The following is a 21,299-nucleotide window of genomic DNA, read 5'->3' as shown; positions in this document are numbered from 1 at the left end:
GGAGTGACGAGGCACAACGCGGGACAGCCAAAACAAAAAGGGGAGCCGTCGGCTCCCCTTTCCATTCATTTCATTCCCGGCCTCACACAAACCCAAGCCATCTGGGCAGGAACAGCGACAGCTCCGGTACAAAGGTGGTCACCAGCATCACCGGCATGGCCACAAAGGCCATCAGCGCCAGGGCGGGTTTCACCGTTTTATGGATAGACACCCGCCCGATGCGACAGGCCATGTAGAGAATGGGTGCCACCGGCGGGCTGTTGGCCCCGATCACCACCGAGCAGGCCACGATGGAGGCAAAGTGTACCGGATGAATGCCGGTATCCACCATCAGCGGCAGGAACAGCGGCGCCACCACCACGGTGACCGACACATCATCCATGATCATGCCGGCGACGATCAGGAACAGGTTGACTGCAATCAGGATCAGCAACGGGTTCTGAATAAAGGTGCTGACCAGCTCGGTTAAATCCTGGGGAATGCGCTCCGACGCCAGAATGCGCCCGATCATAAAGCTGAACAGCAGGATCAGGATCACGGTGCCGGTGGTTTCCGCCGCCGCCACCACGCTTTTGGCAAAGCTTTTCAGGTTCATGTCACGATAGATGAAAAACCCGATCAGCATGGCCGAAAACGCCGCCACCGCCGCCGCTTCGGTGGGGGTAAAGACGCCGCCATAAATGCCGCCGAGAATGATCACCGGCAGCGACAGCGCCGGAAAGGCCTTGAGGGTGGCCCGGCCCTTGCTCGGCAGTTTTTCCAGGCCGTTGCCGGCGGCGCTGCTTACCTCGTGAAAAAAGCGGCCCACGCCAAACCGGTTGGCGAGGATCAGCCCCACTATCAGCAGAATGGCCGGTCCCACCGAGGCGGCAAAACAGGCTGCCACCGACTGACGGGTCACCACGGCAAACAAAATCATGGTGATCGATGGCGGGATCAGAATGCCCAGCAGCGACGAAATGCCCAGCAGCGCCGAGGAATAACTGCGCGGGTAGCCGCGCTGCTCCAGCGGCCCGATCATGATAGTGCCAATTGAAGCCACTGCGGCGGTGGCGGTGCCGGCAATGGCGCCGAAAATGCCCGAGGCCATGACCATGGAGGCGCCCATGCCGCCCTTGCGTTTGCCGATCATCACCTCGATAAAGTCCACCAGCCGCTTGGCAATGCCGCCACTCTGCATCATGTAGCCGGTCAGCACGAACAGCGGCAGGGCAATCAGGATCACCGAATCTACCGAGCGGTAGCCCTGCAGCATCAGGGTATTGAGGTTGGCGTCGTACACATACACCAGATAAGCCAGCACGCCGGCAAAGGACCAGGCCACCGGCACGCCGATGATCATCAGCAACATCAGCAGCCCTACGGCCATCAAACCTTCCATGTCAGTGTTCCTCTTTCAGCTGGCGGGAGCCGCAGCCCACGCCGCACAGGCCGGCAACGGCCTTCAGCACATCCCGCAGCGAATAACAGCTGCATCCCACCGCCGCCAGCATGATGGACGCCTGGGGCAGCCATAACGGAATGCCCATGCCGGGCGTAGACTGGGGCCGGCGCAGGCCCCAGGCCAGCATGCGGTACGCCAGCACCACAAAAAACAGGCAGATCACAAAGGTGATCAGCGAAACCAGCGCCTTGTGCATCAGCTTGATGCGATCATCGGTGATCTGCAGCTCCACGAAGTCCACCACCAGGTGCTCGTTGCGACGGCTGGCGATCAGGGCCCCCAGCATATACAGCCACATGCCAAACAGCATGATCAGCTCCAGCAGGCCGACCACCGACCAGCCGAACACGTAACGCGCCAGCACCAGAAACAACATCAGTCCGACCACCAGCAGGCTGGAGGTGAAGGCGGCCGCTTCCAGCAACCAGCCCACCCGCCTGTCCAATTCGGAAAAGAATCTGCCGCCCATGTTTTACACCCTCTGAACGGACCGGCCCGCCGGGAGCCGGTCGTGTTGAAACAGCCTGCCGGTTACAGCTTGGTGGCATTGGCCCGAATGGTGTTCATGATGTCGCTGCCAATTTCCTTGTCCATCAGCGGCCAGACCTGCTCGCGGGCGGCCCGGGCAAACTCGCGCAGTTGCTCGTCGCTGGGCTCGAAATACTTCATGCCCGCTTCCTGGGCCTTCTTGATGTAGTACTCGTCCTGCTCCTTGGCGGCCTTGAACTGCTCGTTCATGATTTCCACCGCCGCTTCCTGCACCACCTGCTGCTGCTCCTCGGTCATGCTTTCCCACACATCCAGGTTCATCGACAGCACCCCGGTCATGAAAAAGTGTTTGGTCTGCACGTAGTAGTCGAGGGAGTCACGGAAGTATTCATAGTCCCAGTAGATGACGTTGCCGGCCTCGCCGTCCACCACGCCGGTCTGCAGCGCGGTGTACACTTCGCCCCAGTCGATGGCGGCGGTCTGGTAGCCCAGGGCCTGCATGGTCTGGGGTGCCGGGAACACCGTCATGGTGCGCACCTTCAGCCCTTGTGCATCCTTGATATTCAGGGCGTATTTGTCGCGGGAGCCGACGCCGTTAAACCCTTCGGGCCAGGGGCCGAAGAACTTGAGGCCGATGTCCTGATAGACACCGCCGAGCAGGTTGTTGACCCAGCCGCCCGGGCTGTAGGCGTCCAGCGCTTCCTGCCACGACAAGGTCATGTAGGGGGTGTAAATCACGCCAATGCGCTTGTCGTAGGAGGTCATGGGCCAGTTCAGCATGACGTCCACGTCGCCGGCCACGTGCAGGTCGAACACTTCCTGCTGGCCGCCCAGTTCATTCTGGTAGTACACCTTGGTCTCGATATCGCCGCCGGACTTCTGCTCGATAAGCTCCCCCCACTTTTTCAGGGCGTCCCCGGCCGGCGAACCTTGCGTGCCGGAGTCGGTGGCGAGCTTCAGGGTCAGCGCCTGGGCGCTGGTACTGACCAGGCAGGCGGCGGTAATGGCGGAGGCCAGCAGGGTTTTGAGATTGAGTCCGATTGTCTTCATGTGATTACCTTCCCGATATGATGCCGTATTCACGGTGTGCAAAATCCTTTTGCAGAACGCAGGCGGGCGGTATGCAACCCAGGGGGGCGCCGCGCCCGCGCGTCGGCTGCAGGGGCATATCCATACTACGGATGGGTGAATATGCCATTGTCCCGATAGCGACGGCCCTTGCGCCAAATGCGGCGTCGGTGCAGGAACAGCAAAAAGGGAGCCTGACGGCCCCCTTCCCTGGCATGATGATGACCACTGCTTATTCCGGCAGTTTCACCGACAGGGTCTGCCCCTCGGCATTGGCCACAAAGGTGTCGGCGTACCAGTTGACGAAATTCACCACCCCGAACTCGTAGGTGGGTGAATAGGGGCCCGGCTCGTAGGCCATGGAGTTGATGCCGCGCTGGTTTTCCTCGGCCAGGGCCCGGTCCTGGGCATTGGTGGCGTCCCACACCCGGCGCAGTTTTTCCACGTCGTAATCCACGCCTTCCACCGCGTCCTTGTGCACCACCCACTTGGTGATCACCTTGGTCTGCTGGGGGCCGACCGGAATCACCTGGAAGGTGATCAGGTGGTCGCCCTGGCCGTGGTTCCAGGAGTTGGGCAGGTGCAGAATACGCAGGGAGCCCAGATCCCGGTTCTGTACCCGGCCCAGGGTTTTCTGGCAACCGGGGCTGCCGTCGATGGTCATGGCCACCTTGCCTTCGGCCAGGGGCATGCGCACCATGCGGTTGCGCAGGCCGAACGACACATGCTCATGGGGAATGCCTTCCGCATCCCACTCCGCCGCCTTGCGCGCCACATGGGCCTTGAAGGCATCGGTGGCACGGGGATCGTTGGTGTCGTCCCACTCCAGCAGGGTATTGAGCAGCTCCGGATGGGAGCCGGCGCAGTGGTAGCACTCGCGGTTGTTTTCGATCACCAGCTTCCAGTTGGCGTCTTCCAGGATCTCGGACTGCACCGCCACCTTGGCGTTTTCCAGATCGTAGGGCTCCAGGTAACGGGCCAGCTCGGCGAGGAAGTCGTCAATCTCGGGCGGGTTGTCCGCCAGGCTGATGAAGATGTAACCGCCGGCGGTCTTGGTATGCACCTGCTTCAGCGGGAAGTCGGCCTTGTTAAAGCTCTCACCCATCTCGTTGCCCGCATAAATGAGGTCACCGTCCAGCTCGTAGGTCCACTGGTGATAGGGGCAGACCATTTTGGCGACCTTGCCTTTTTTCGGAATGCAGATACGTGAACCACGATGGCGACAGACGTTGTGGAAGGCCTGAATACCATGCTTGTTACGCACTATGGTAATGGGATTGTTGCCCACGTCCAGGGTCATGAAATTGCCGATCTGGGGAATTTCACAGGTCAGCCCCACGTACAGCCACTCCTTGCAGAAGATTTGCTCCATGTCGGCGGCAAAGACCTCGGGGCTGTTGTAGCAGGCCTGGGGCAGGGAATAGCCGGGCCGGCGCTCACGCAGCAGTTGAACGGTCTCTGCCAGGCTGGTGCCGATAAGGGTGGTGTTGGTCTGCTCCATCTGTCTTGCTTCCTTGTCAGTTGATGAATACCTGAAGTGCCACCGGCAACAACGCCGGGTCACGGTTGTCCTTATTGTCACCAAGGTTATGAAGGGCGGATTGCCTGAAAACGACGCCCGCCACCCTTGTTTCCGACCTGCCCCGCCGGCACGGCCTGAGGCCAGGCCCCACGCGGGGTGAACGGATATGTCGGTGTCGTTTTCAGGCAATTCCGTCGCCCCGTTCTCATCAAGAATGAAGCCACTCAATGACAGCAGGTCATTCACTCAACGCGCCTCGGAGAACTGCGATGAATCAGGACTTCCTATCCCCCATCAATACCCAGACCTGGAGCAATGGCCGCCATCCGGTGCGTTGTGTACGCGTGATCCAGGAAACCTGGGACGTACGCACCTTCTGCTTCAGCGCAGAAAGCCCGCTGCTGTTTTTCTTCAAACCCGGTCAGTTCGTGACCCTGGAGCTGGAGATTGACGAGCAGACGGTGATGCGCAGCTACACCATCGCCTCCTCGCCTTCCGTGCCCTACAGCTTTTCCATTACCGTGAAACGGGTGCCCGGCGGCGTGGTGTCCAACTGGCTGCACGACAACCTGAAAGAAGGCGACGCCCTGGCGGTGCACGGCCCGGTGGGCAATTTCAACTGCATCGATTTTCCCAATGAGAAGGTGCTGCTGCTGTCCGGCGGCGTGGGCATCACCCCGGTGATGTCGATGCTGCGCTGGTGGTTCGACACCAATGCCGAGGTGGACATTCAGTTTGTGCACAGCGCCCGCACGCCCAAGGATCTAGTGTTTCACCGCGAGCTGCAGCACATGGACTCGCGGCTGTCCAATATTCAGCTGAGCCTGATATGCGAACGCACCGACATTGGCGAAACCTGGAGCGGCTACCGGGGCTTTTTGAACAGCGCCATGCTGGCCCAGCTTTCCCCCGACTTTATGGAGCGGGAAGTGTTCTGTTGCGGCCCGGCCCCCTACATGAAGGCGGTGCGTAACCTACTGCAACAGGCCGGCTTCGACATGGACCACTACCACGAGGAAAGCTTCGGTGCCACCCCGGTGGAAGTGATCGAGGACGTGGAGCTGCTGGCCCAGGAAGCCTCGGATCTGGCGGAGCAGCTGGAACGCACCGAAGAGCGCCTGAGCGTGTCGTTTCTGGAAAGCGATTTGCAGGCCAGCATTCTGCCCGGGGAAACCCTGCACAGCGCCGCCGCCCAGGTGGGTCTGCATATTCCCAAGGCCTGCGGCATGGGCATTTGTGGCACCTGCAAGGTGAAGGTGGCCAAGGGCCGGGTCAATATGGAGCACAACGGCGGCATTACCGATGAAGACATCGCCGACGGCTATGTGCTGAGCTGCTGCAGCGTACCCGAGGAAGATGTGGACGTGGCGTTTTAAGTACGACTGTAAGTACGGCTGTAAGTACGAGGGTAAGTACGGCTGGTCGGTCTGTTGGAAGTAAGGACTTACAGGTCCGCCCGTTTTTGCCTGAGCCGGTATCCTGGCTCAGGCTTTTTTGCATTGTTGCCACCCCTTCTCTGGATGCCCTCCTTCGAGGGCATGACAAACACCGAGGCACGTCTTCACGAACATGACGATATAAAAAGGGCCGCCACAGCGACCCTTGTCGTAAACACCTTTTTCTTCTTCAGCCGGCCCTGACGGACATCTCAGCCCCCTTCCCCAAAGCCCGGCATTGCGCCCGACGCTGCCACAGCAAGCCGGCCACCAGGGCATAGAGGCCGATAACCACCAGGCCTATCCATTCTATCTTGAGCGGGGTGAACTGAAACAGCAGCACCAGACCGAACATCAGCGTCCAGTTGCCCATCACATAACGCGGCAGACCCACCCGGTCGGGCTCCAGGTTCAGGTTGGTGGTGTACAGCCGGATCAGGGAGTCGAGCGAGTTGATCACAAAGATAACCCCGACCACCACCATGCCCAGCTTGAGCAGCCCGCCAATGGCAATGGCGTCGCTGAAGTGCAGATACAGCACCGAAAACCAGATGGCGATGGGAATGGAAGGCACCACCAGCATGGCAAGACACAACTGCCAGGCCGGCAGACCACCGGCAAAGCGGGCCACAAACTGGCCAATCATGATGCTCCAGGAGAACCACCAGAACAGGTAAAAAGCGTGATAATCGGTGATGGGGGTAACAAATTCATGAATATTGGCAAAATACTCGCCAATGCCGGCCACGGTGCCGCCCAGCTCCGCGAGGCTGGTCCCCGAATTCCACCCCATAAGGCCAATCAGCGCCACAAACAGCCAGGTGGAGGCCACGCTCAGAAACTTCACATAGCGCACGTCCGAGCTCGACCAGACGGCACACAGCACCACCAGGGCGACCAGACCGTAGCGCAGGGCGGCGGGAATGCCGTCCACGTAATCCGGCAGGTAACTCAGGAACAGATAGCCGGTGAAGGCACAGGTGCCGATGATCACCAGGTTGTTGATGAACTTGACCAATGGCAGCTCAAACAAGCGTACCCTGGGCTCAATCAGCACGAAATAGAAGGTGGTCAGAAAGTAAAAAGCCCACACCAGAAAGCCCCAGAAGCCGAACTCGATGGCCAGCGGGTTGGCAAAGCCGTATTCCGGCTCACTGGCATAAACGGGAAATTCGGTTAGCGGGAACATCACCAGGCCCACGTCCAGGCCCGAGGTAAACAGAATGGCAATAAAGGTAAACAGGGAGGTGGGCATCTCGCCCCGGCAAGGCACCCGGCCGTAACGCAGCAATACCCAGGCCGACGTGGCCAGCGTCAGCACAATAGCAACAGACAACACCATATCCATGGAGAATCCTCTTTTGTTGGTTCCATCAATCAATGCATGCCCAGCGGCATGATAACCCTTCACGCGTTTCTTGCTGGTCTTTGACTCCTTAATTAATTGAACATTCAATTAACATATAACTGTAGAGGCAGGAAAGTATCGGAATATGCCCATTACGACCCGGGGCGTATCTGTATGCGACAGGAGAGAATGACGTCGTGAAAGTAAGGGGATTGCGATTGTGTCAGCCGGCAACATGGACTCGGTTGACACGAAGGGGACGGAGGTGGCCTCCGTCCCCTTGGGAGATGCTGCTGGCTCAGCCCTGACGGGCCTCGCCTGCCGGTGTGGCACGGTTATAAACGGTTTCGTCTAGCTCGTTTTCGCTCTTGCCAATCAGCACGGACACCATCAGATCCCCGCACACATTGACGCTGGTGCGGGCCATGTCGAGGATGCGGTCAATGCCGGCCACGATCGCCAGACCTTCCAGCGGCAGCCCCACTGTGGTCAGCACCAATGACAGCATGATAAGGCCCGCGCCGGGCACACCGGCGGTACCGATGGAGCCCAGGGTGGCGGTCATGATGATCAGGACATAATCGGACGCGGCCAGATCAACCCCAAAGGCCTGGGCCACAAACACGGCGCAGATGCCCTGATACAGGGCGGTGCCGTCCATGTTGATGGTGGCGCCCAGGGGCAGCACAAAACTGGACACGCCCTGGGATACGCCCATTTCCTCCCGGGCCGCCTTGATGGTGGCCGGCAGGGTGCCGGAGCTGCTGGTGGTGGTGTAGGCCACGGCGGCCGGGTTGATCAGCCCCTTCAGGTAACGCACCGGGTTCAGACGACCCAGAATACTGATCAGGCCGCTGTAAAACACCAGCACATGGAGCAGGGAGCCCACATACACCAGGGCCACCACCTTGATCAGCGGCAGCAGCACCTCCAGGCCATATTTGCCCGCCACCCAGGCCATCAGGCCGAACACGCCGTAAGGGGCCAGCTTCATGATGAGCTCGGTGAGCTTGTACATGCCCTCGGCCAGGCTTTCAAACAGGCGGATGGCCGGCTGCGCCTTCTCGCCACAGAGGGTCAGGGCTATGCCCAGGCCCAGGGCGAACACGATGATTTGCAGTATGTTGCCCGCGGCCATGGCGCCGATGGGGTTCTGGGGGATCAGCGCCAGCAGGGTCTCCACCATGGACGGCGCTTCGTTCGCCGCCACCGGCTCGGTGATGGTCATGTTCATGCCGGTACCCGGGGTGAACAGCAGCGCCAGCGCCAAACCAATGCTGATGGCCACCGCCGTGGTGCCCAGGTAGAGCACCACCGACTTGAGGCCAATGCGCCCCATTTTTCGGGTGTCCTGCATGGAGGTCACCCCCACCACCAGGGAGCAAAACACCAGCGGCACGATCAGCATTTTGATCGCGTTGATAAAAAGGGTGCCGATCGGCTTTAACAGCTCGGCGTCCGGGCCCATCAGGGTGCCCGCGATCACGCCCAGTACCATGCCCACCAGAATTTTTTTCCAGAGTGCCAATCCGCTCCAAAAGCCGGTGCGGCCCTGCTCTGCCATTGTCTGTTCCATCGTCTGTTCCTTGGTGCTTGATGTCGAGGAGTGCAACCGGATGCCACCACAACCAGGGGCGGTCCGGACCATCGGTATCTGGCGTTCACTCGCCAATTCCTGAGAACAGAAGAGCAAGCACCATGCCAGCTTCGAGAGGAACAATTAAGCAACTGTTTTTTAATTAATTTTTAATAAAAGCCAGCAGCCGCCACAGCAGCAAAGGGGTATAACCAGGGTTATGAAAAGCCGCATCGTTTAATGGATAAATGCTTATTTTTCATGGAGATAGACTGCCACTCCCGGGTTATAACCAATAACCCGGGTTATAGGGGTTGTCAGCTCTCGTCGCCGCCGGCCTTTTTCAGCCGCTTGCTCAGCGCCGGCTGGGAAATGCCCAGCAGGCGGGCGGCCAGCGACTGGTTGCCCCGAGAGCGGCGCATGGCCTCGGCCACCAGCAGATCCCCCACCTCCGCCAGCCTGGGCAGGGTCTGCATTTGGCGGAAAGGGCCGGGCCCCTCTTCCTCCGCCACCGGGGGCGCGGCCTGCTGGCCCAGGGCCTGGCGGAACACCTCCATCGACAGCATTCTCGACTTGTGCCGGCTCATGGCATCGAACGCCAACGCCCGCAGCTCCCGCACGTTGCCGGGAAAGGCATAATTGGCCAGCAGCACCCCCAGCTCAGCAGGCAGGGTGGGCACGGTTTTGCCCAGCTCCGCCGCCGCCTCGGCCAGAAAGTGCTCCAGCAACAGGGGAATGTCGTCCTTGCGCTGGCGCAGCGGCGGAATTTCCACCTGGTGGGTGCGCAGCCGGTAGTAGAGATCCTTGCGAAAGCCGCCTTCCTGCTGCTTGCGGGCCAGATCCTGATGGGTGGCCACCACCACCCGGGCACGAAGTCGTTTGGGCCTGTCGCTGCCCAGGGGGTAATACTCCCCTTCCTGCAGCAGCCGCAGCAGCTTGACCTGAGAGGTGAGGCTGAGATCGCCGATTTCATCCAGAAACAAAGTGCCGCCCGCGGCCTGCTCTATCATGCCAGCCCTGGCCCGATCGGCCCCGGTAAAGGCACCCTTGTGATGACCGAACAGGGTGTCGGCAAACACATTGTCGTCCAGCCCCGCCACGTTCACGCTGACCACGGGCCCGTCGCGGTTGCCCAGGGTATGAATGGCATGAGCAATCAGCTCCTTGCCCACCCCGCTCTCGCCGCAGATCAACACCGGCTGGCTGCTGGCCGAGATCGCCTCCAGATACTGAAACACCGAGCGCATGCCCTTGTCCTGGGTAATGATGCCGGCGAACACCTCGGGGCGCTCCAGGGTGTCGGTCAGAAAGCGCCGGCGCATTTCCTGGTTTTCCAGCCGCATTTCCTGGCTGGCGATGGCCCGGCGAATGCCGCCGATCAGGCGGTCTTCTTCCGTGGTCTTGACGAAATAGTCATAGGCGCCGAGGCGAATGCAGTTCACCGCCGTTTCCAGCTGGTTCAGCCCGCTGACGATGATCACGGCAATCTCGGGGTATTCTTCTACTATCTGTTGCAGCAGGGCCTCCCCCGACAGATGGGGCATGGTCAAGTCCAGCAGCACCAGCCCGATGGGCTCCCGGGCAATGATGCCCATGACCTCCCGGCTGTCTTCGCAGCGATAAATATGGTTAATGCCGCCCCGCCGCTCCAGGGCGATGCTGAGGCTGCGCAAAAACGGCGCCTCATCGTCCACCAGCAGCACGCCGAAACCGGGATAGAGAGTGTTCTTGATCACGATGGGGTTCCTTTAATCGCGGGAAGGATCAGGGTGGCGCGGGTTCCCCTGCCCGGCTCGGACTCATACTCCAGCCGGCCGCCATGCTCCTGCACGATGCCGGCGGACACCGACAGGCCCAGCCCGATGCCGCCCTGCTCCCGTTTGGTGGTAAAAAACGGGTCTTTCAGGCGGGACAGGTTGTGAGGGTCGATGCCGCAGCCCTGATCGATGATGTCGAGGGTCAGTTCGTGGCTGCGAGCCCGGTATCCGGTGGTAATGGACAGCCCCTGCTCCGGGCTGGTCAGGGCCTGACAGGCATTGACGATCAGGTTGATCACCACCTGCTCAATGCGCTGGCCGTTGCCCCGAAAGCGTGGCAGCCCGGGCTCGCAGTGCACCTCCACCCGGTGGCTGGACTGGCGAAGGGTGTTGTCGACCAGGCGAGTCACCGTGGCCACCAGGACGTTGAGATCCACGGTTTCGGTCAGCTCCGCCGGCCCCTGGCGGGCAAAGTCCCGCAGATCGTCCACAATGCGCCGAATGCGGCCGGCGCTGGCCTGCATGTCGTCGAGCATGGCGGGCAGCTCTTCGCGCATACGGCTGTAGGGCAACCCGGCCAGATAGAAGTCGCCCTGCTGCTCGTAGTGCGCCTCCAGCAGCTCTTCCATGTCCTGAAAGGCATCCTTCAACACCGGCAGGTTCAGCAGCAGCAGGCTGCTGGGGTTGTTGATTTCGTGGGCCACCCCGGACACCAGTATGCCCAGGGAGGACATTTTGTCGGCCTGGATCAGTTGCTGGTGCTGCAATTGCAGTGCCTCACTGCGCCGGGCTACTTCCCGGGCCAGCATACGGTTCCAGATGACAATGCCGCCCAGCACCACCAGCAATACCGCCGATACCAGGCCGGCGGCCAGCCCGATTTTCTTCCAGGGCCAGCCGTCCTGCTCCAGCGGCCCCAGCCACTTGTCGTAAATTTGCTGGTGGCGCCCGGTGTTCTTGAGAATGGCCAGCCCCTCGCTGAACCGCGCCAGCAGGGCCTCGTTGCCTTTCATGACCGCATAGCCATAACGCTGGGGCTGAAAGGGCTGGCCCACCGGCACAATGTTGGACAGCTCCAGCTCCCGGCCCAGATACAAGCCCGGCAGGTTGGCCACCAGGGCATAGTCGTGATTGCCCGCCGCCAGCAACCGCAGTCCGGTGGCATGGGTGTCCACCAGCACCAGGCTGGCGCCCACGTCGTTGTGCAACAGCTGATCGTGCATAATGCCGCCCCGCTGCACAATCACCTCCTTGCCGCGCAGGTCGGCCAGCTCAGTGGCCTCCTCCTCGCCCTTACGGGCAAAAATGGACTGGTGCACGATGGCATGGGAGGGGGAAAAGCGGTAATCACGGCTGCGTTCGTCGGAAAAAGTGAGGCCCTGCAACACATCCAGCTCGCCCGCTTCCAGGGCCCGGCGCATGCGGCTCCAGTCCCCCAGGCGGATCTCGACTTCCATGCCCATCACTTCGGCGATGGCGCGGGTCAGCTCCACATTGAAACCGTCGGGCTCACCGTCCTGGTTGATAAACTCATAGGGCGGATAGTCGTGATCGCCCCCCACCCGAATGATGGCATCGTCTTGTGGTGCCGCCTGGGCACCATTCAGAGCCAACAGCCCCCACAGCAGCATGCATACCCAAAGCGACTTCACAACACTACGGCTACGCCCATGCTGCCACCCTCTGGCTGCCACTTTCAAAGGCATGATCTGTGGCACAGGCCTTGGATACCAAGTGGCCGGCGGGGTCGCACCGGCTGAAGGCTGGCCAGAGCAGGGCTCGTAGTCAGGCAAGGCCCTGGCCCCGGTAAAACAACTCTTCTAGCCATTGTGTTTCCCATGTTCATGCCCCCGGCTCAGCAATACGGCGTGCGGCCACCTGCTGGCCGATGTTCGCGGCATTATATCATTCGGGAGCGTCGATGCTCAGGGCCAGGTTGCGTCATGCCGGCTCGGCGCCGTGGAGCCGCACGCAAAAAAACGCCGGCTTGCGCCGGCGTCTTCCGTTAGTGCTCCTTCACGGAGTGGTGGGCCTGCTCCGCAAAGGCCAGTTGCTGCTCGGTAAAGGCCTCGAAACGGCGCTGCCAGTCCGACAGGGCCCGGTCGCTGGTGCCGCTCACCTGCACCGCCGTCACCTTGTATTCCGGGCAGTTGGTGGCCCAGTCCGAGTTGTCGGTGGTGATCACGTTAGCGCCGCTGTGGGGGAAGTGGAAGGTGGTGTACACCACCCCCGGCTGCATGCGCTGGCTGTGTTTCGCCCGCAGCACCGTATTGCCGGTGCGGCTGGCAATGGTCACCGCCTGGCCGTCAACAATGCCGCGGGCGGCGGCGTCGTGAGGGTGAATTTCCAGCACGTCTTCCCCATGCCAAACGTTGTTCTGGGTGCGCCGGGTCTGGGCCCCCACGTTGTACTGGCAGAGAATGCGCCCCGTGGTCAGCAGCAGCGGGAACGCCTCGCTCACCCGCTCGCTGGTGGGCATAAACTCGGTCACCACCATGCGGCCCAGGCCGATGGGGAAGCTGTCGCCGTGCATCACCGGCATGCCGGTGGGGTGCTCGTCGTTGCAGGGCCACTGAATGCTGCCCAGCTCCTCCAGCTTGGCGTAGCTGACCCCGGCAAAGGACGGCGTGACCGAGGCAATCTCCGCCATGATCTCCGACGGATGCTCATAGTGCATGGGGTAGCCCAATGCCTGCGCCAGCTCCTGGGTCACCTGCCAGTCTTCCTTGCCCGCCAGGGGCGCCATTACCTTGCGCACCCGGTTGATGCGCCGCTCGGCGTTGGTGAAGGTGCCGTTCTTCTCGAGGAAGGTGGCGCCGGGCAAAATCACATGGGCGAACTTGGCGGTTTCGTTGAGGAAGATGTCCTGCACAATCAGCAGATCGAGGGCACGCAGCGCCGCCTCCACATGCTGGGTGTTGGGATCCGACTGGGCGATGTCCTCCCCCTGCACATACAGGGCCTTGAAGCGGCCTTCGATGGCGGCGTCGAACATGCCCGGAATGCGCAGCCCCGGCTCGGCGTGCAGCTCGGCGCCCCAGGCCCGCTCAAAACTGGCCCGCACGGCGGCGTCGGTCACCGGCTGGTAACCCGGCAGCTCGTGGGGGAAGGAGCCCATGTCGCAGGAGCCCTGCACGTTGTTCTGGCCCCGCAGCGGGTTTACCCCCACGCCGGGCCGGCCGATGTTGCCGGTGGCCAGGGCCAGGTTGGCAATGCCCATGACGGTGGTGGAGCCCTGGCTGTGCTCGGTCACGCCCAGGCCGTAATAGATGGCGCCGTTGCCGGCGCCGGCATAGCGCCGGGCGGCCTCACGAATGCGCTCGGCGGGCACGCCAATCACATCGCTCATGACCTCGGGGGCATGGCGCGGATCGGCAATGAACTCGTGCCAGGCGGCGTAGTCCTCGGGGGCGCAGCGCGCGGCGATAAAGTCCTGGTCTTCCAGCCCCTCGGTCACGATCACGTGGGCCAGGGCGTTCACCAGGGCCACGTTGGCGCCGGGGCGCAGGGGCAGGTGCAGGGCCTCGGCGGTGTGCGGGGTGTCCAGCAGATCGATATGGCGCGGATCCGCCACGATCAATTGAGCGCCCTGGCGCAGCCGCTTGCGCAGCAGGGATCCGAACACCGGGTGGGCGTCGGTGGGGTTGGCGCCGATCACCAGAATACAGTCGGACTGCAGCACGGAGTCGAAGTCCTGGGTGCCCGCCGACTCGCCCAGGGTCATCTTGAGGCCATAGCCGGTGGGGCTGTGGCAGACCCGGGCGCAGGTGTCGGTGTTGTTGGTGCCGAGCGCGGCCCGCACCAGCTTCTGCACCAGGTAGGTTTCCTCGTTGGTACAGCGGGACGAGGTAATGCCGCCCACGCTGTGCTTGCCGTGTTGCTGCTGCACCTCGCGCAGACGGCGGGCGGCAAAGCCGATGGCCTCGTCCCAGCTCACCTCGCGCCAGGGCTGATCGATGGCGTCCCGGATCATGGGTTGAGTCAGCCTGTCCTTGTGGGTGGCGTACCCAAAGGCGAAGCGCCCCTTCACGCAGGCGTGGCCGTGGTTGGCCTGGCCGCCCTTGTAGGGGGTCATGCGCACCAGCTGGTCGCCCTTCATCTCCGCCTTGAACGAGCAGCCCACGCCGCAATAGGCGCAGGTGGTCACCACGCTGTGCTCCGGCTGGCCCTGCTCGATCACCGATTTTTCGGTGAGGGTGGCGGTCGGGCAGGCCTGTACGCAGGCGCCGCAAGACACGCAGTCGGAGCTTAAAAAGTCGTTGTCCCGCCCGGTGGACACCTTGGAGTCAAAGCCCCGGCCTTCCAGGGTCAGGGCAAAGGTGCCCTGCACTTCGCCGCAGGCGCGCACGCAGCGGGAGCAGACGATGCACTTGCTGGCGTCAAAGGTGAAATAGGGGTTGGACTCGTCCTTGCCCAAGCTCAGGTGGTTTTCGCCGGCAAAGCCGTAGCGCACCTCGCGCAGGCCCACGTCGCCGGCCATGTCCTGCAGCTCGCAGTCGCCGTTGGCCGGGCAGGTCAGGCAGTCCAGGGGGTGGTCGGAGATATACAGCTCCATGATGTTGCGGCGCAGTTTGGCCAGCCCTTGAGTCTGGCTGCGCACCACCATGCCCTCGCCCACCGGCGTGGTGCAGGAGGCGTGATAGCCGCGCCGGCCTTCGATCTCCACGGTGCACAGCCGGCAGGAGCCAAAGGCCTCCAGGTTGTCGCTGGCGCACAGCTTGGGAATGTTGATGTCCACCAGGGCGGCAGCGCGCATCACCGAGGTGCCTTCCGGCACGGTGACTTCCACCCCGTCGATCACGAGGGTAACGTGCACCTCCGACTCCCTGGCCGGGGTGCCCAGATCTTTTTCCGGGAAACAATATTCAATCATGACTGGTCGCCTCTCTGGCGCTGAAAGTCTTCGGGGAACAGGGTCATGGCGCTCTTCACCGGGAAGGGGGTCATGCCGCCCATGGCACACAGCGAGCCCTGCATCATGGTGTCGCAGAGGTCATCCAGCAGCGCCAGGTTGGCGTCCCGGCTCTCGCCCTGCATGATGCGGTCAATGACCTCCACCCCGCGCACGGCGCCGATGCGGCAGGGGGTGCACTTGCCGCAGGACTCCTCCACGCAGAATTCCATGGAAAAACGGGCCTGCTCGGCCATGTCGACGCTGTCGTCAAACACCACCACCCCGCCGTGGCCCAGCACGGCGCCGATGGCGGAAAACGCCTCGTAATCCAGCAGGGTGTCGAACTGCGCCGGCGACAGATAGGCGCCAAGCGGGCCGCCCACCTGCACCGCCCGCACCGGTCGGCCGGTGGCGGTGCCGCCGCCGAAGTCTTCAATCAGTTCACGCAGGGAATGGCCAAAGGCCAGCTCCACCAGGCCGCCCCGGGTGAGGTTGCCGGCCAGCTGGAACGGCAGCGTACCCTTGGAGCGGTCGATACCGAAGCTGGCGTAATGCTCGGGCCCCTCGCTCAGAATGGACGGCACGGCGGCCAAGCTGAGCACGTTGTTGACCACGGTCGGCATCCCGAACAGGCCTTCAATGGCGGGCAGCGGCGGCTTGGCGCGCACCAGGCCGCGCTTGCCTTCCAGGCTTTCCAAGAGCGAGGTCTCCTCGCCGCAGATATAGGCGCCGGCGCCCAGGCGCACCTCCAGCTCAAAGCGCTGGCCGCTGCCCAATATGTCGTCACCCAGAAAGCCGGCGGCCCGGGCCCGTTCAATGGCCAGCGTCAGCAGCTCGTCTGCCAGCGGGTATTCCTCCCGCAGGTAGATGTAGCCCTGGGTGGCGCCCACGGCGAGCCCCGCAATCACCATGCCTTCAATCAGCATGTAGGGATCGCTTTCCATCACCAGGCGATCGGCAAAGGTGCCGGAGTCGCCCTCGTCGGCGTTGCAGACGATGTATTTCTTCGCGCCCTTGGCGTCCAGCACCGTCTGCCACTTGATGCCGGTAGGAAAGGCGGCACCGCCCCGGCCCCGCAGGCCCGAGGCCTTGACCATGTCCACCAGTTGCTGGGGCGTGCAGGTCACCGCTTTTTCAAGGCCGGCAAAGCCGCCGTGGGCGCGGTAATCCTCAATGGATACCGGATCAGTCACGCCGATGCGGGCAAAGGTGACCCGCTGCTGGCGTTTGAGCCAGGGGATCTCCTCGGTCGGCCCCAGTGCCAGGGGGTGATCGACGGCGCCGCGCGCAAAGCCCGCCTCAAACAGCGAGGCCACGTCACCGGCTTCCACCGGGCCAAAGGCATAACGGCCGGCATCGGTCTCCACTTCCACCAGCGGCTCCAGCCAGAACAGGCCCCGTGAGCCGTTGCGTACCAGCTCAAGCTCAATGCCGCGGGCCTCGGCTTCGCGGCAGATCAGGGTGGCCACGTCGTCGGCGCCGAGGGACAACGCTGTGGTCTCGTAAGGAACAAAGACACGCAGGGTCATTATTTCAGCTCCAGTTTGTAGGTGGTGAGATCCTCCACCAGCTTGTCGAAACGCTCGGGGTTCATGCGGCTCAGCACCCGGTCACCCTGGCGTAGGGAGGGCCCGGTGGCGCAGTTACCCAGGCAATACACCGCCTTCAGGGTGAACTCGCCGTCCGCCGTGGTCTGGTCAAAGCCAATCTTGAGCCTTTCCTTCACGTGACGTTCAAACTCCCGGGCGCCCCGGGCCTGGCAGGCCTCGGCCCGGCACACCTCCAGCAGGTGGCGACCGGGCTGGCTGCGGCGAAAGTGGTGATAAAAACTGATCACGCCGTGTACATCGGCGGTGGTGCAACGCAGGGCCTTGGCGATGATCGGCAAAGCCCGGTCCGGCACATAACCGAACTGGTCCTGAATACGGTGCAAGATAGGCAACAGGGCGCCGGGGGTATCTTTGAGGGAGCCGACCAACTGCTCCAGGGTGGTGTCCATGACTGTGTGATTATCTTCCATCGTATCCACCTTGTTGTTATGAAGCCGGTGCCGCTAAGGGCACCGGTCTGCTTGCTCAATTGCTTACGCCCGGCTCACCACTGGCGAACCGGGCCACATCATTCACTCCCGGGCGGGGCTCAGGCCACCATGCCATGGGGGTCAATGACAAACTTCTTGGCCACGCCGCCGTCGAAGTCGGCATAGCCCTGTACCGCTTGATCCAGGGAAATCACCTGCACGTTTACCGCCTTGGCGATTTGCACCTTGTCGAACAGAATAGCCTGCATCAGGGGGCGGTGATACTTCATCACCGGACACTGACCGGTGTGCAGGGAGTGGGACTTGGCCCAGCCCAGACCAAAGCGCATGCTAAGCGCGCCCTCTCTGGCCGCTGCGTCCACCGCGCCCGGATCTTCGGTCACGTACAGGCCGGGAATGCCAATCTGGCCGCCGGCGCGGGTGATTTGCATGGCCGAGTTGAGCACGGTGGCCGGGGCCTCCTTGCCGTGGTTGCAGCCACAGGCATGGGCCTCGAAGCCAACGCAGTCCACAAAGGCGTCCACTTCCCGCTCGCCCAGAATGACCTCCAGCTTGTCTTCCATCGAGCCCTCTTCACGCAGATCGATGGTTTCGCAGCCAAAGCTGCGGGCCTGGGCCAGGCGCTCCGGATTCATGTCGCCCACGATCACGCAGGCGGCACCCAGCAGCTGGGCTGAGGCGGCGGCGGCCAGACCGACCGGGCCGGCCCCGGCAATGTAGACGGTGGAGCCCGGGCCCACGCCGGCAGTCACGCAGCCGTGGAAACCGGTGGGGAAGATGTCCGACAGCAGGGTCAGATCGCGAATCTTTTCCAGCGCCTGGTTGGGATCCGGGAACTTCAGCAGGTTGAAGTCGGCGTAGGGCACCATCACGTATTCGGACTGGCCACCGACCCAGCCGCCCATGTCGACGTAGCCGTAGGCAGCGCCGGGACGGGCCGGGTTCACGTTCAGGCAGATGCCGGTTTTGCCTTCCTTGCAGTTGCGGCAGCGGCCGCAGGCAATATTGAACGGCACCGACACAATGTCGCCCACCTTGAGAAACTCCACATCCCGACCGCATTCAATGATCTGGCCGGTGATCTCGTGGCCCAGCACCAGGCCGGAAGGCGCCGTGGTGCGGCCGCGTACCATGTGCTGGTCGCTGCCGCAGATATTGGTGGACACCACCTTGAGGATCACCCCGTGGTGGCAGGCCCTGTTGCCCAGAGACAGCTCGGGAAAGGCGATGGACTGGACCTCGACCTTGCCGGGACCGGTATAAACCACACCCCTGTTACCGTGTATCGCACACATGTTCAGCATCCTTCTTGCTTGACGGGTTTGACGCTTCGGCGCCGGGCCGAAACGTACCGAGCCGGGAAGTCGTGTCGCCTTCTCCGGCAGGCTCCCAGTAGACTGCCGAAATCCATTTGCAACATTGCTGATTAAGACATCCACTTGCCAAAACAAGACATGGCCCCCCACTGCACCGCAGACAGGGCCGCGCTCCCGGTGCCAGACTAGGGCAGAATGGCATCATGTTAAAATTGTATTAATTAATGGTTGCATTAAGAAAGCCTATTTCCCCACCCTGCTGACTTCGCCAGCAGATTTCACTTGATCATTTGAAAATCTGTCCTTAAGCTTATTTTTATTGAACGTTCAATTAATAAAAAATTATGCCTATTACCGGAATCAAGGATACCCGCAGGAGACAGCTGATCGACGCCACCCTGGCCTCGGTGGCCGAATACGGCCTGCAGAACACCACCATCAACAGCATCAGCCGGCTGGCCGGCATGTCGTCGGGCATCATCAGCCATTACTTCGGCGGCAAACAGGAGCTGATTGAAGCGACCGTTCGCCAATTGCTGGACGAGCTGAAGCAGGCACTGCTCAGCCGCGCCAGCGCCGACATCAGCCCAGAGCAGCGACTGATGCGCATTGTGGAAGCCAACTTTACCGAGTTCCAGCGCTCGCGCCCGGCCACCAAGTCGTGGCTGAGCTTCTGGGCCCAGGCCATGCACGACCCGCGCCTGGCCCGGCTGCAGCAGGTGAACAGCCAGCGGCTGATCAGCAACCTGCGCTATTCCTTCCGCCCCCTGCTGGGGCCGGAGCAGGCAAAAATTGCCGCCCATCAGACCGCCGCCTTGATTGACGGCTTCTGGCTGCGCAGTGCGCTCAGCCCGGATCCGGATCAGGAATTCCGCGACGGCGAGCAACTGTGCAAGAAATTCATCACCGATCTGCTACAGCAGCATGGAGTGTCCCAATGTCATTAACCCGACACCTGAACTTTGTCGACGGCCGCTATGTGGCCAACCAGTCCGGCGACACCTTTGAGGTGGTCAACCCCGCCACCGGCGAGGTCATCTATGAAGTGGAAGTGGCCGACGAGCACATCAAGGCGCTCGCCATCGACTCGGCCCGGCGCGGCTTTGCGCAGTGGTCGGCCATGACCGGCATGGAGCGGGCCCGCATTCTGCAACGGGCCGTGGCCCTGCTGCGCGAGCGCAACGACGAGCTGGCCCGCATCGAGGTGCTGGACACAGGCAAGCCCTGGCAGGAGGCCTCGGTGGTGGACGTGGTCACCGGTGCCGACAGCATCGAGTTTTTCGCCGGGCTGGCCCCTTCCATTGAAGGCAACCAGCAGAGCCTCGGGGGCGATTTCTACTATACCCGCCGGGAGCCGCTCGGCATTTGCGCCGGCATCGGTGCCTGGAACTATCCGCTGCAGATCGCCTGCTGGAAATCCGCCCCGGCCCTGGCCTGCGGCAACGCCATGATCTTCAAACCCTCGGAAGAGACCCCCCTGGGTGCGCTCAAGCTGGCCGAAGTCTTTATTGAGGCCGGGGTACCCACCGGGGTGTTCAACGTGGTGCAGGGCGACGGCGCCGTGGGCGCCTGGCTGACCGGCCACCCGGACATCGCCAAGGTGTCCTTCACCGGCGAGGTGGGCACCGGCAAGAAGGTGATGACCGCCGCCGCCGGCAGCCTCAAGGACGTCACCATGGAGCTGGGCGGCAAGTCGCCGCTCATTATCTTCGACGACGCCGACCTGGACGATGCCGTCTCCGCCGCCATGCTCGGTAACTTCTACACCCAGGGCGAAATCTGCACCAACGGCACCCGCGTGTTCGTGCATAAAGAGCTCTACCCGGCCTTTATGGCGCGGCTGCTGGAACGCACCCGCAACAACATCAAAGCCGGCGATCCGCTGGATCCGGCCACCAACTTCGGCGCCCTGATCTCCAAGGCCCACTACGACAAGGTGCTGGGCTATATCCGCAAAGGCGTGGAAGAAGGCGCCACCCTGGCCCACGGCGGCGAAGCCCTGCGTCCGGCCTCGGCCCCCAACGGCTACTTCGTGGCGCCCACCATTTTCACCGATTGTCGCGACGACATGACCATCTGCCGGGAAGAGATCTTCGGCCCGGTGATGTCGGTGCTGACCTTCGAGCACGAGGACGAGGTGGTGGCGCGCGCCAACGACACCGACACCGGCCTGGCCGCCGGCGTCTTTACCAAGGACATTCGCCGGGCGCACCGGGTGATCCACCAGTTGCAGGCGGGCATCTGCTGGATCAACGCCTACGGCGCCTCCCCCGCCGAGATGCCGGTGGGCGGCTACAAGCTGTCCGGCATCGGCCGGGAAAACGGCCTGGCCACCCTGAATCATTACACCCAGCTGAAGGCGGTGTACGTGGGTATGAACAAGCTGGAAAGCCCGTTTTAAGGGCCGC

15 protein-coding genes are annotated in these 21,299 nt (G+C 62.3%); 3 read left to right on the top strand and 12 right to left on the bottom strand.

All coding sequences use genetic code 11. The annotated features are described in order from the left end of the window. Window positions 1–82: 82 nt before the first annotated feature. The 4 genes from GU3_RS08125 to GU3_RS08110 form a co-directional block, all read right to left on the bottom strand. The gene (locus tag GU3_RS08125) at window positions 83–1,381 is read right to left on the bottom strand and encodes a TRAP transporter large permease (RefSeq protein WP_014292047.1); all 1,299 of its coding nucleotides are present in this window, start codon (window positions 1,379–1,381) and stop codon (window positions 83–85) included. A 1-nt stretch (window position 1,382) separates the two neighbouring features. Next, window positions 1,383–1,913, bottom strand: a complete 531-nt coding sequence (locus GU3_RS08120) for a TRAP transporter small permease (protein WP_014292046.1) — start codon at window positions 1,911–1,913, stop codon at window positions 1,383–1,385. 62 nt (window positions 1,914–1,975) lie between these two features. Then, complete coding sequence (gene dctP / locus GU3_RS08115; protein ID WP_014292045.1) at window positions 1,976–2,983, bottom strand: TRAP transporter substrate-binding protein DctP; 1,008 nt, start codon at window positions 2,981–2,983, stop codon at window positions 1,976–1,978. Window positions 2,984–3,233: 250 nt separating this feature from the next. Beyond that, on the bottom strand, window positions 3,234–4,502 hold the full coding sequence (locus tag GU3_RS08110; RefSeq protein ID WP_014292044.1) for an aromatic ring-hydroxylating dioxygenase subunit alpha: 1,269 nt from the start codon (window positions 4,500–4,502) through the stop codon (window positions 3,234–3,236). A 290-nt stretch (window positions 4,503–4,792) separates the two neighbouring features. Between GU3_RS08110 and GU3_RS08105 the strand changes: the two genes are divergently transcribed. Further along, window positions 4,793–5,899: a hybrid-cluster NAD(P)-dependent oxidoreductase gene (locus GU3_RS08105; RefSeq protein WP_014292043.1), complete on the top strand. Its 1,107-nt coding sequence runs from the start codon at window positions 4,793–4,795 to the stop codon at window positions 5,897–5,899. Window positions 5,900–6,149: 250 nt separating this feature from the next. Here GU3_RS08105 and GU3_RS08100 read toward each other — a convergent pair whose 3' ends face one another. From GU3_RS08100 to fdhA, 8 genes are all read right to left on the bottom strand, one after another. Then, window positions 6,150–7,307: a BCCT family transporter gene (locus GU3_RS08100; protein WP_014292042.1), complete on the bottom strand. Its 1,158-nt coding sequence runs from the start codon at window positions 7,305–7,307 to the stop codon at window positions 6,150–6,152. Window positions 7,308–7,605: 298 nt separating this feature from the next. After that, on the bottom strand, window positions 7,606–8,883 hold the full coding sequence (locus GU3_RS08095) for a dicarboxylate/amino acid:cation symporter (protein WP_014292041.1): 1,278 nt from the start codon (window positions 8,881–8,883) through the stop codon (window positions 7,606–7,608). A gap of 317 nt (window positions 8,884–9,200) precedes the next feature. Beyond that, a complete protein-coding gene (locus GU3_RS08090; RefSeq protein WP_014292040.1) occupies window positions 9,201–10,619 on the bottom strand; it encodes a sigma-54 dependent transcriptional regulator in 1,419 nt (472 codons plus the stop codon). Beyond that, a complete protein-coding gene (locus GU3_RS08085) occupies window positions 10,616–12,271 on the bottom strand; it encodes a transporter substrate-binding domain-containing protein (protein ID WP_014292039.1) in 1,656 nt (551 codons plus the stop codon). Before GU3_RS08085 ends, GU3_RS08090 begins: the two co-directional genes overlap by 4 nt. Window positions 12,272–12,645: 374 nt before the next feature. Then, window positions 12,646–15,513: a formate dehydrogenase subunit alpha gene (gene fdhF / locus GU3_RS08080; protein ID WP_014292038.1), complete on the bottom strand. Its 2,868-nt coding sequence runs from the start codon at window positions 15,511–15,513 to the stop codon at window positions 12,646–12,648. Further along, entirely contained in the window at window positions 15,510–17,063 is a 1,554-nt protein-coding gene (locus GU3_RS08075; protein WP_014292037.1) for an NADH-quinone oxidoreductase subunit NuoF, read from the bottom strand. The genes fdhF and GU3_RS08075 overlap by 4 nt, the downstream gene beginning before the upstream one ends. Then, a complete protein-coding gene (locus GU3_RS08070; protein WP_014292036.1) occupies window positions 17,063–17,554 on the bottom strand; it encodes a formate dehydrogenase subunit gamma in 492 nt (163 codons plus the stop codon). The genes GU3_RS08075 and GU3_RS08070 overlap by 1 nt, the downstream gene beginning before the upstream one ends. A gap of 119 nt (window positions 17,555–17,673) precedes the next feature. Next, on the bottom strand, window positions 17,674–18,861 hold the full coding sequence (fdhA, locus tag GU3_RS08065) for a formaldehyde dehydrogenase, glutathione-independent (protein ID WP_202798294.1): 1,188 nt from the start codon (window positions 18,859–18,861) through the stop codon (window positions 17,674–17,676). Between the two features lie 374 nt (window positions 18,862–19,235). Between fdhA and betI the strand changes: the two genes are divergently transcribed. Both betI and betB read left to right on the top strand, forming a co-directional pair. Next, complete coding sequence (betI, locus tag GU3_RS08060; protein ID WP_014292034.1) at window positions 19,236–19,838, top strand: transcriptional regulator BetI; 603 nt, start codon at window positions 19,236–19,238, stop codon at window positions 19,836–19,838. After that, on the top strand, window positions 19,829–21,292 hold the full coding sequence (gene betB, locus GU3_RS08055; protein ID WP_014292033.1) for a betaine-aldehyde dehydrogenase: 1,464 nt from the start codon (window positions 19,829–19,831) through the stop codon (window positions 21,290–21,292). The genes betI and betB overlap by 10 nt, the downstream gene beginning before the upstream one ends. The last annotated feature ends 7 nt before the right edge of the window (window positions 21,293–21,299 follow it).

The sequence above is a fragment of the Oceanimonas sp. GK1 genome (assembly GCF_000243075.1).
Classification (GTDB): domain Bacteria; phylum Pseudomonadota; class Gammaproteobacteria; order Enterobacterales; family Aeromonadaceae; genus Oceanimonas.
This window is presented reverse-complemented; position numbering and strand designations above follow the sequence as displayed.

Excerpts from the sequence above, each read along its gene's own strand:
- GU3_RS08125 (WP_014292047.1), bottom strand. The coding sequence starts at position 1,381 with ATGGAAGGTTTGATGGCCGTAGGGCTGCTGATGTTGCTGATGATCATC.
- GU3_RS08120 (WP_014292046.1), bottom strand. The coding sequence starts at position 1,913 with ATGGGCGGCAGATTCTTTTCCGAATTGGACAGGCGGGTGGGCTGGTTG.
- dctP (WP_014292045.1), bottom strand. The coding sequence starts at position 2,983 with ATGAAGACAATCGGACTCAATCTCAAAACCCTGCTGGCCTCCGCCATT.
- GU3_RS08110 (WP_014292044.1), bottom strand. The coding sequence starts at position 4,502 with ATGGAGCAGACCAACACCACCCTTATCGGCACCAGCCTGGCAGAGACC.
- GU3_RS08105 (WP_014292043.1), top strand. The coding sequence starts at position 4,793 with ATGAATCAGGACTTCCTATCCCCCATCAATACCCAGACCTGGAGCAAT.
- GU3_RS08100 (WP_014292042.1), bottom strand. The coding sequence starts at position 7,307 with ATGGATATGGTGTTGTCTGTTGCTATTGTGCTGACGCTGGCCACGTCG.
- GU3_RS08095 (WP_014292041.1), bottom strand. The coding sequence starts at position 8,883 with ATGGAACAGACAATGGCAGAGCAGGGCCGCACCGGCTTTTGGAGCGGA.
- GU3_RS08085 (WP_014292039.1), bottom strand. The coding sequence starts at position 12,271 with ATGCTGCTGTGGGGGCTGTTGGCTCTGAATGGTGCCCAGGCGGCACCA.
- fdhF (WP_014292038.1), bottom strand. The coding sequence starts at position 15,513 with ATGATTGAATATTGTTTCCCGGAAAAAGATCTGGGCACCCCGGCCAGG.
- GU3_RS08075 (WP_014292037.1), bottom strand. The coding sequence starts at position 17,063 with ATGACCCTGCGTGTCTTTGTTCCTTACGAGACCACAGCGTTGTCCCTC.
- GU3_RS08070 (WP_014292036.1), bottom strand. The coding sequence starts at position 17,554 with ATGGAAGATAATCACACAGTCATGGACACCACCCTGGAGCAGTTGGTC.
- betI (WP_014292034.1), top strand. The coding sequence starts at position 19,236 with ATGCCTATTACCGGAATCAAGGATACCCGCAGGAGACAGCTGATCGAC.
- betB (WP_014292033.1), top strand. The coding sequence starts at position 19,829 with ATGTCATTAACCCGACACCTGAACTTTGTCGACGGCCGCTATGTGGCC.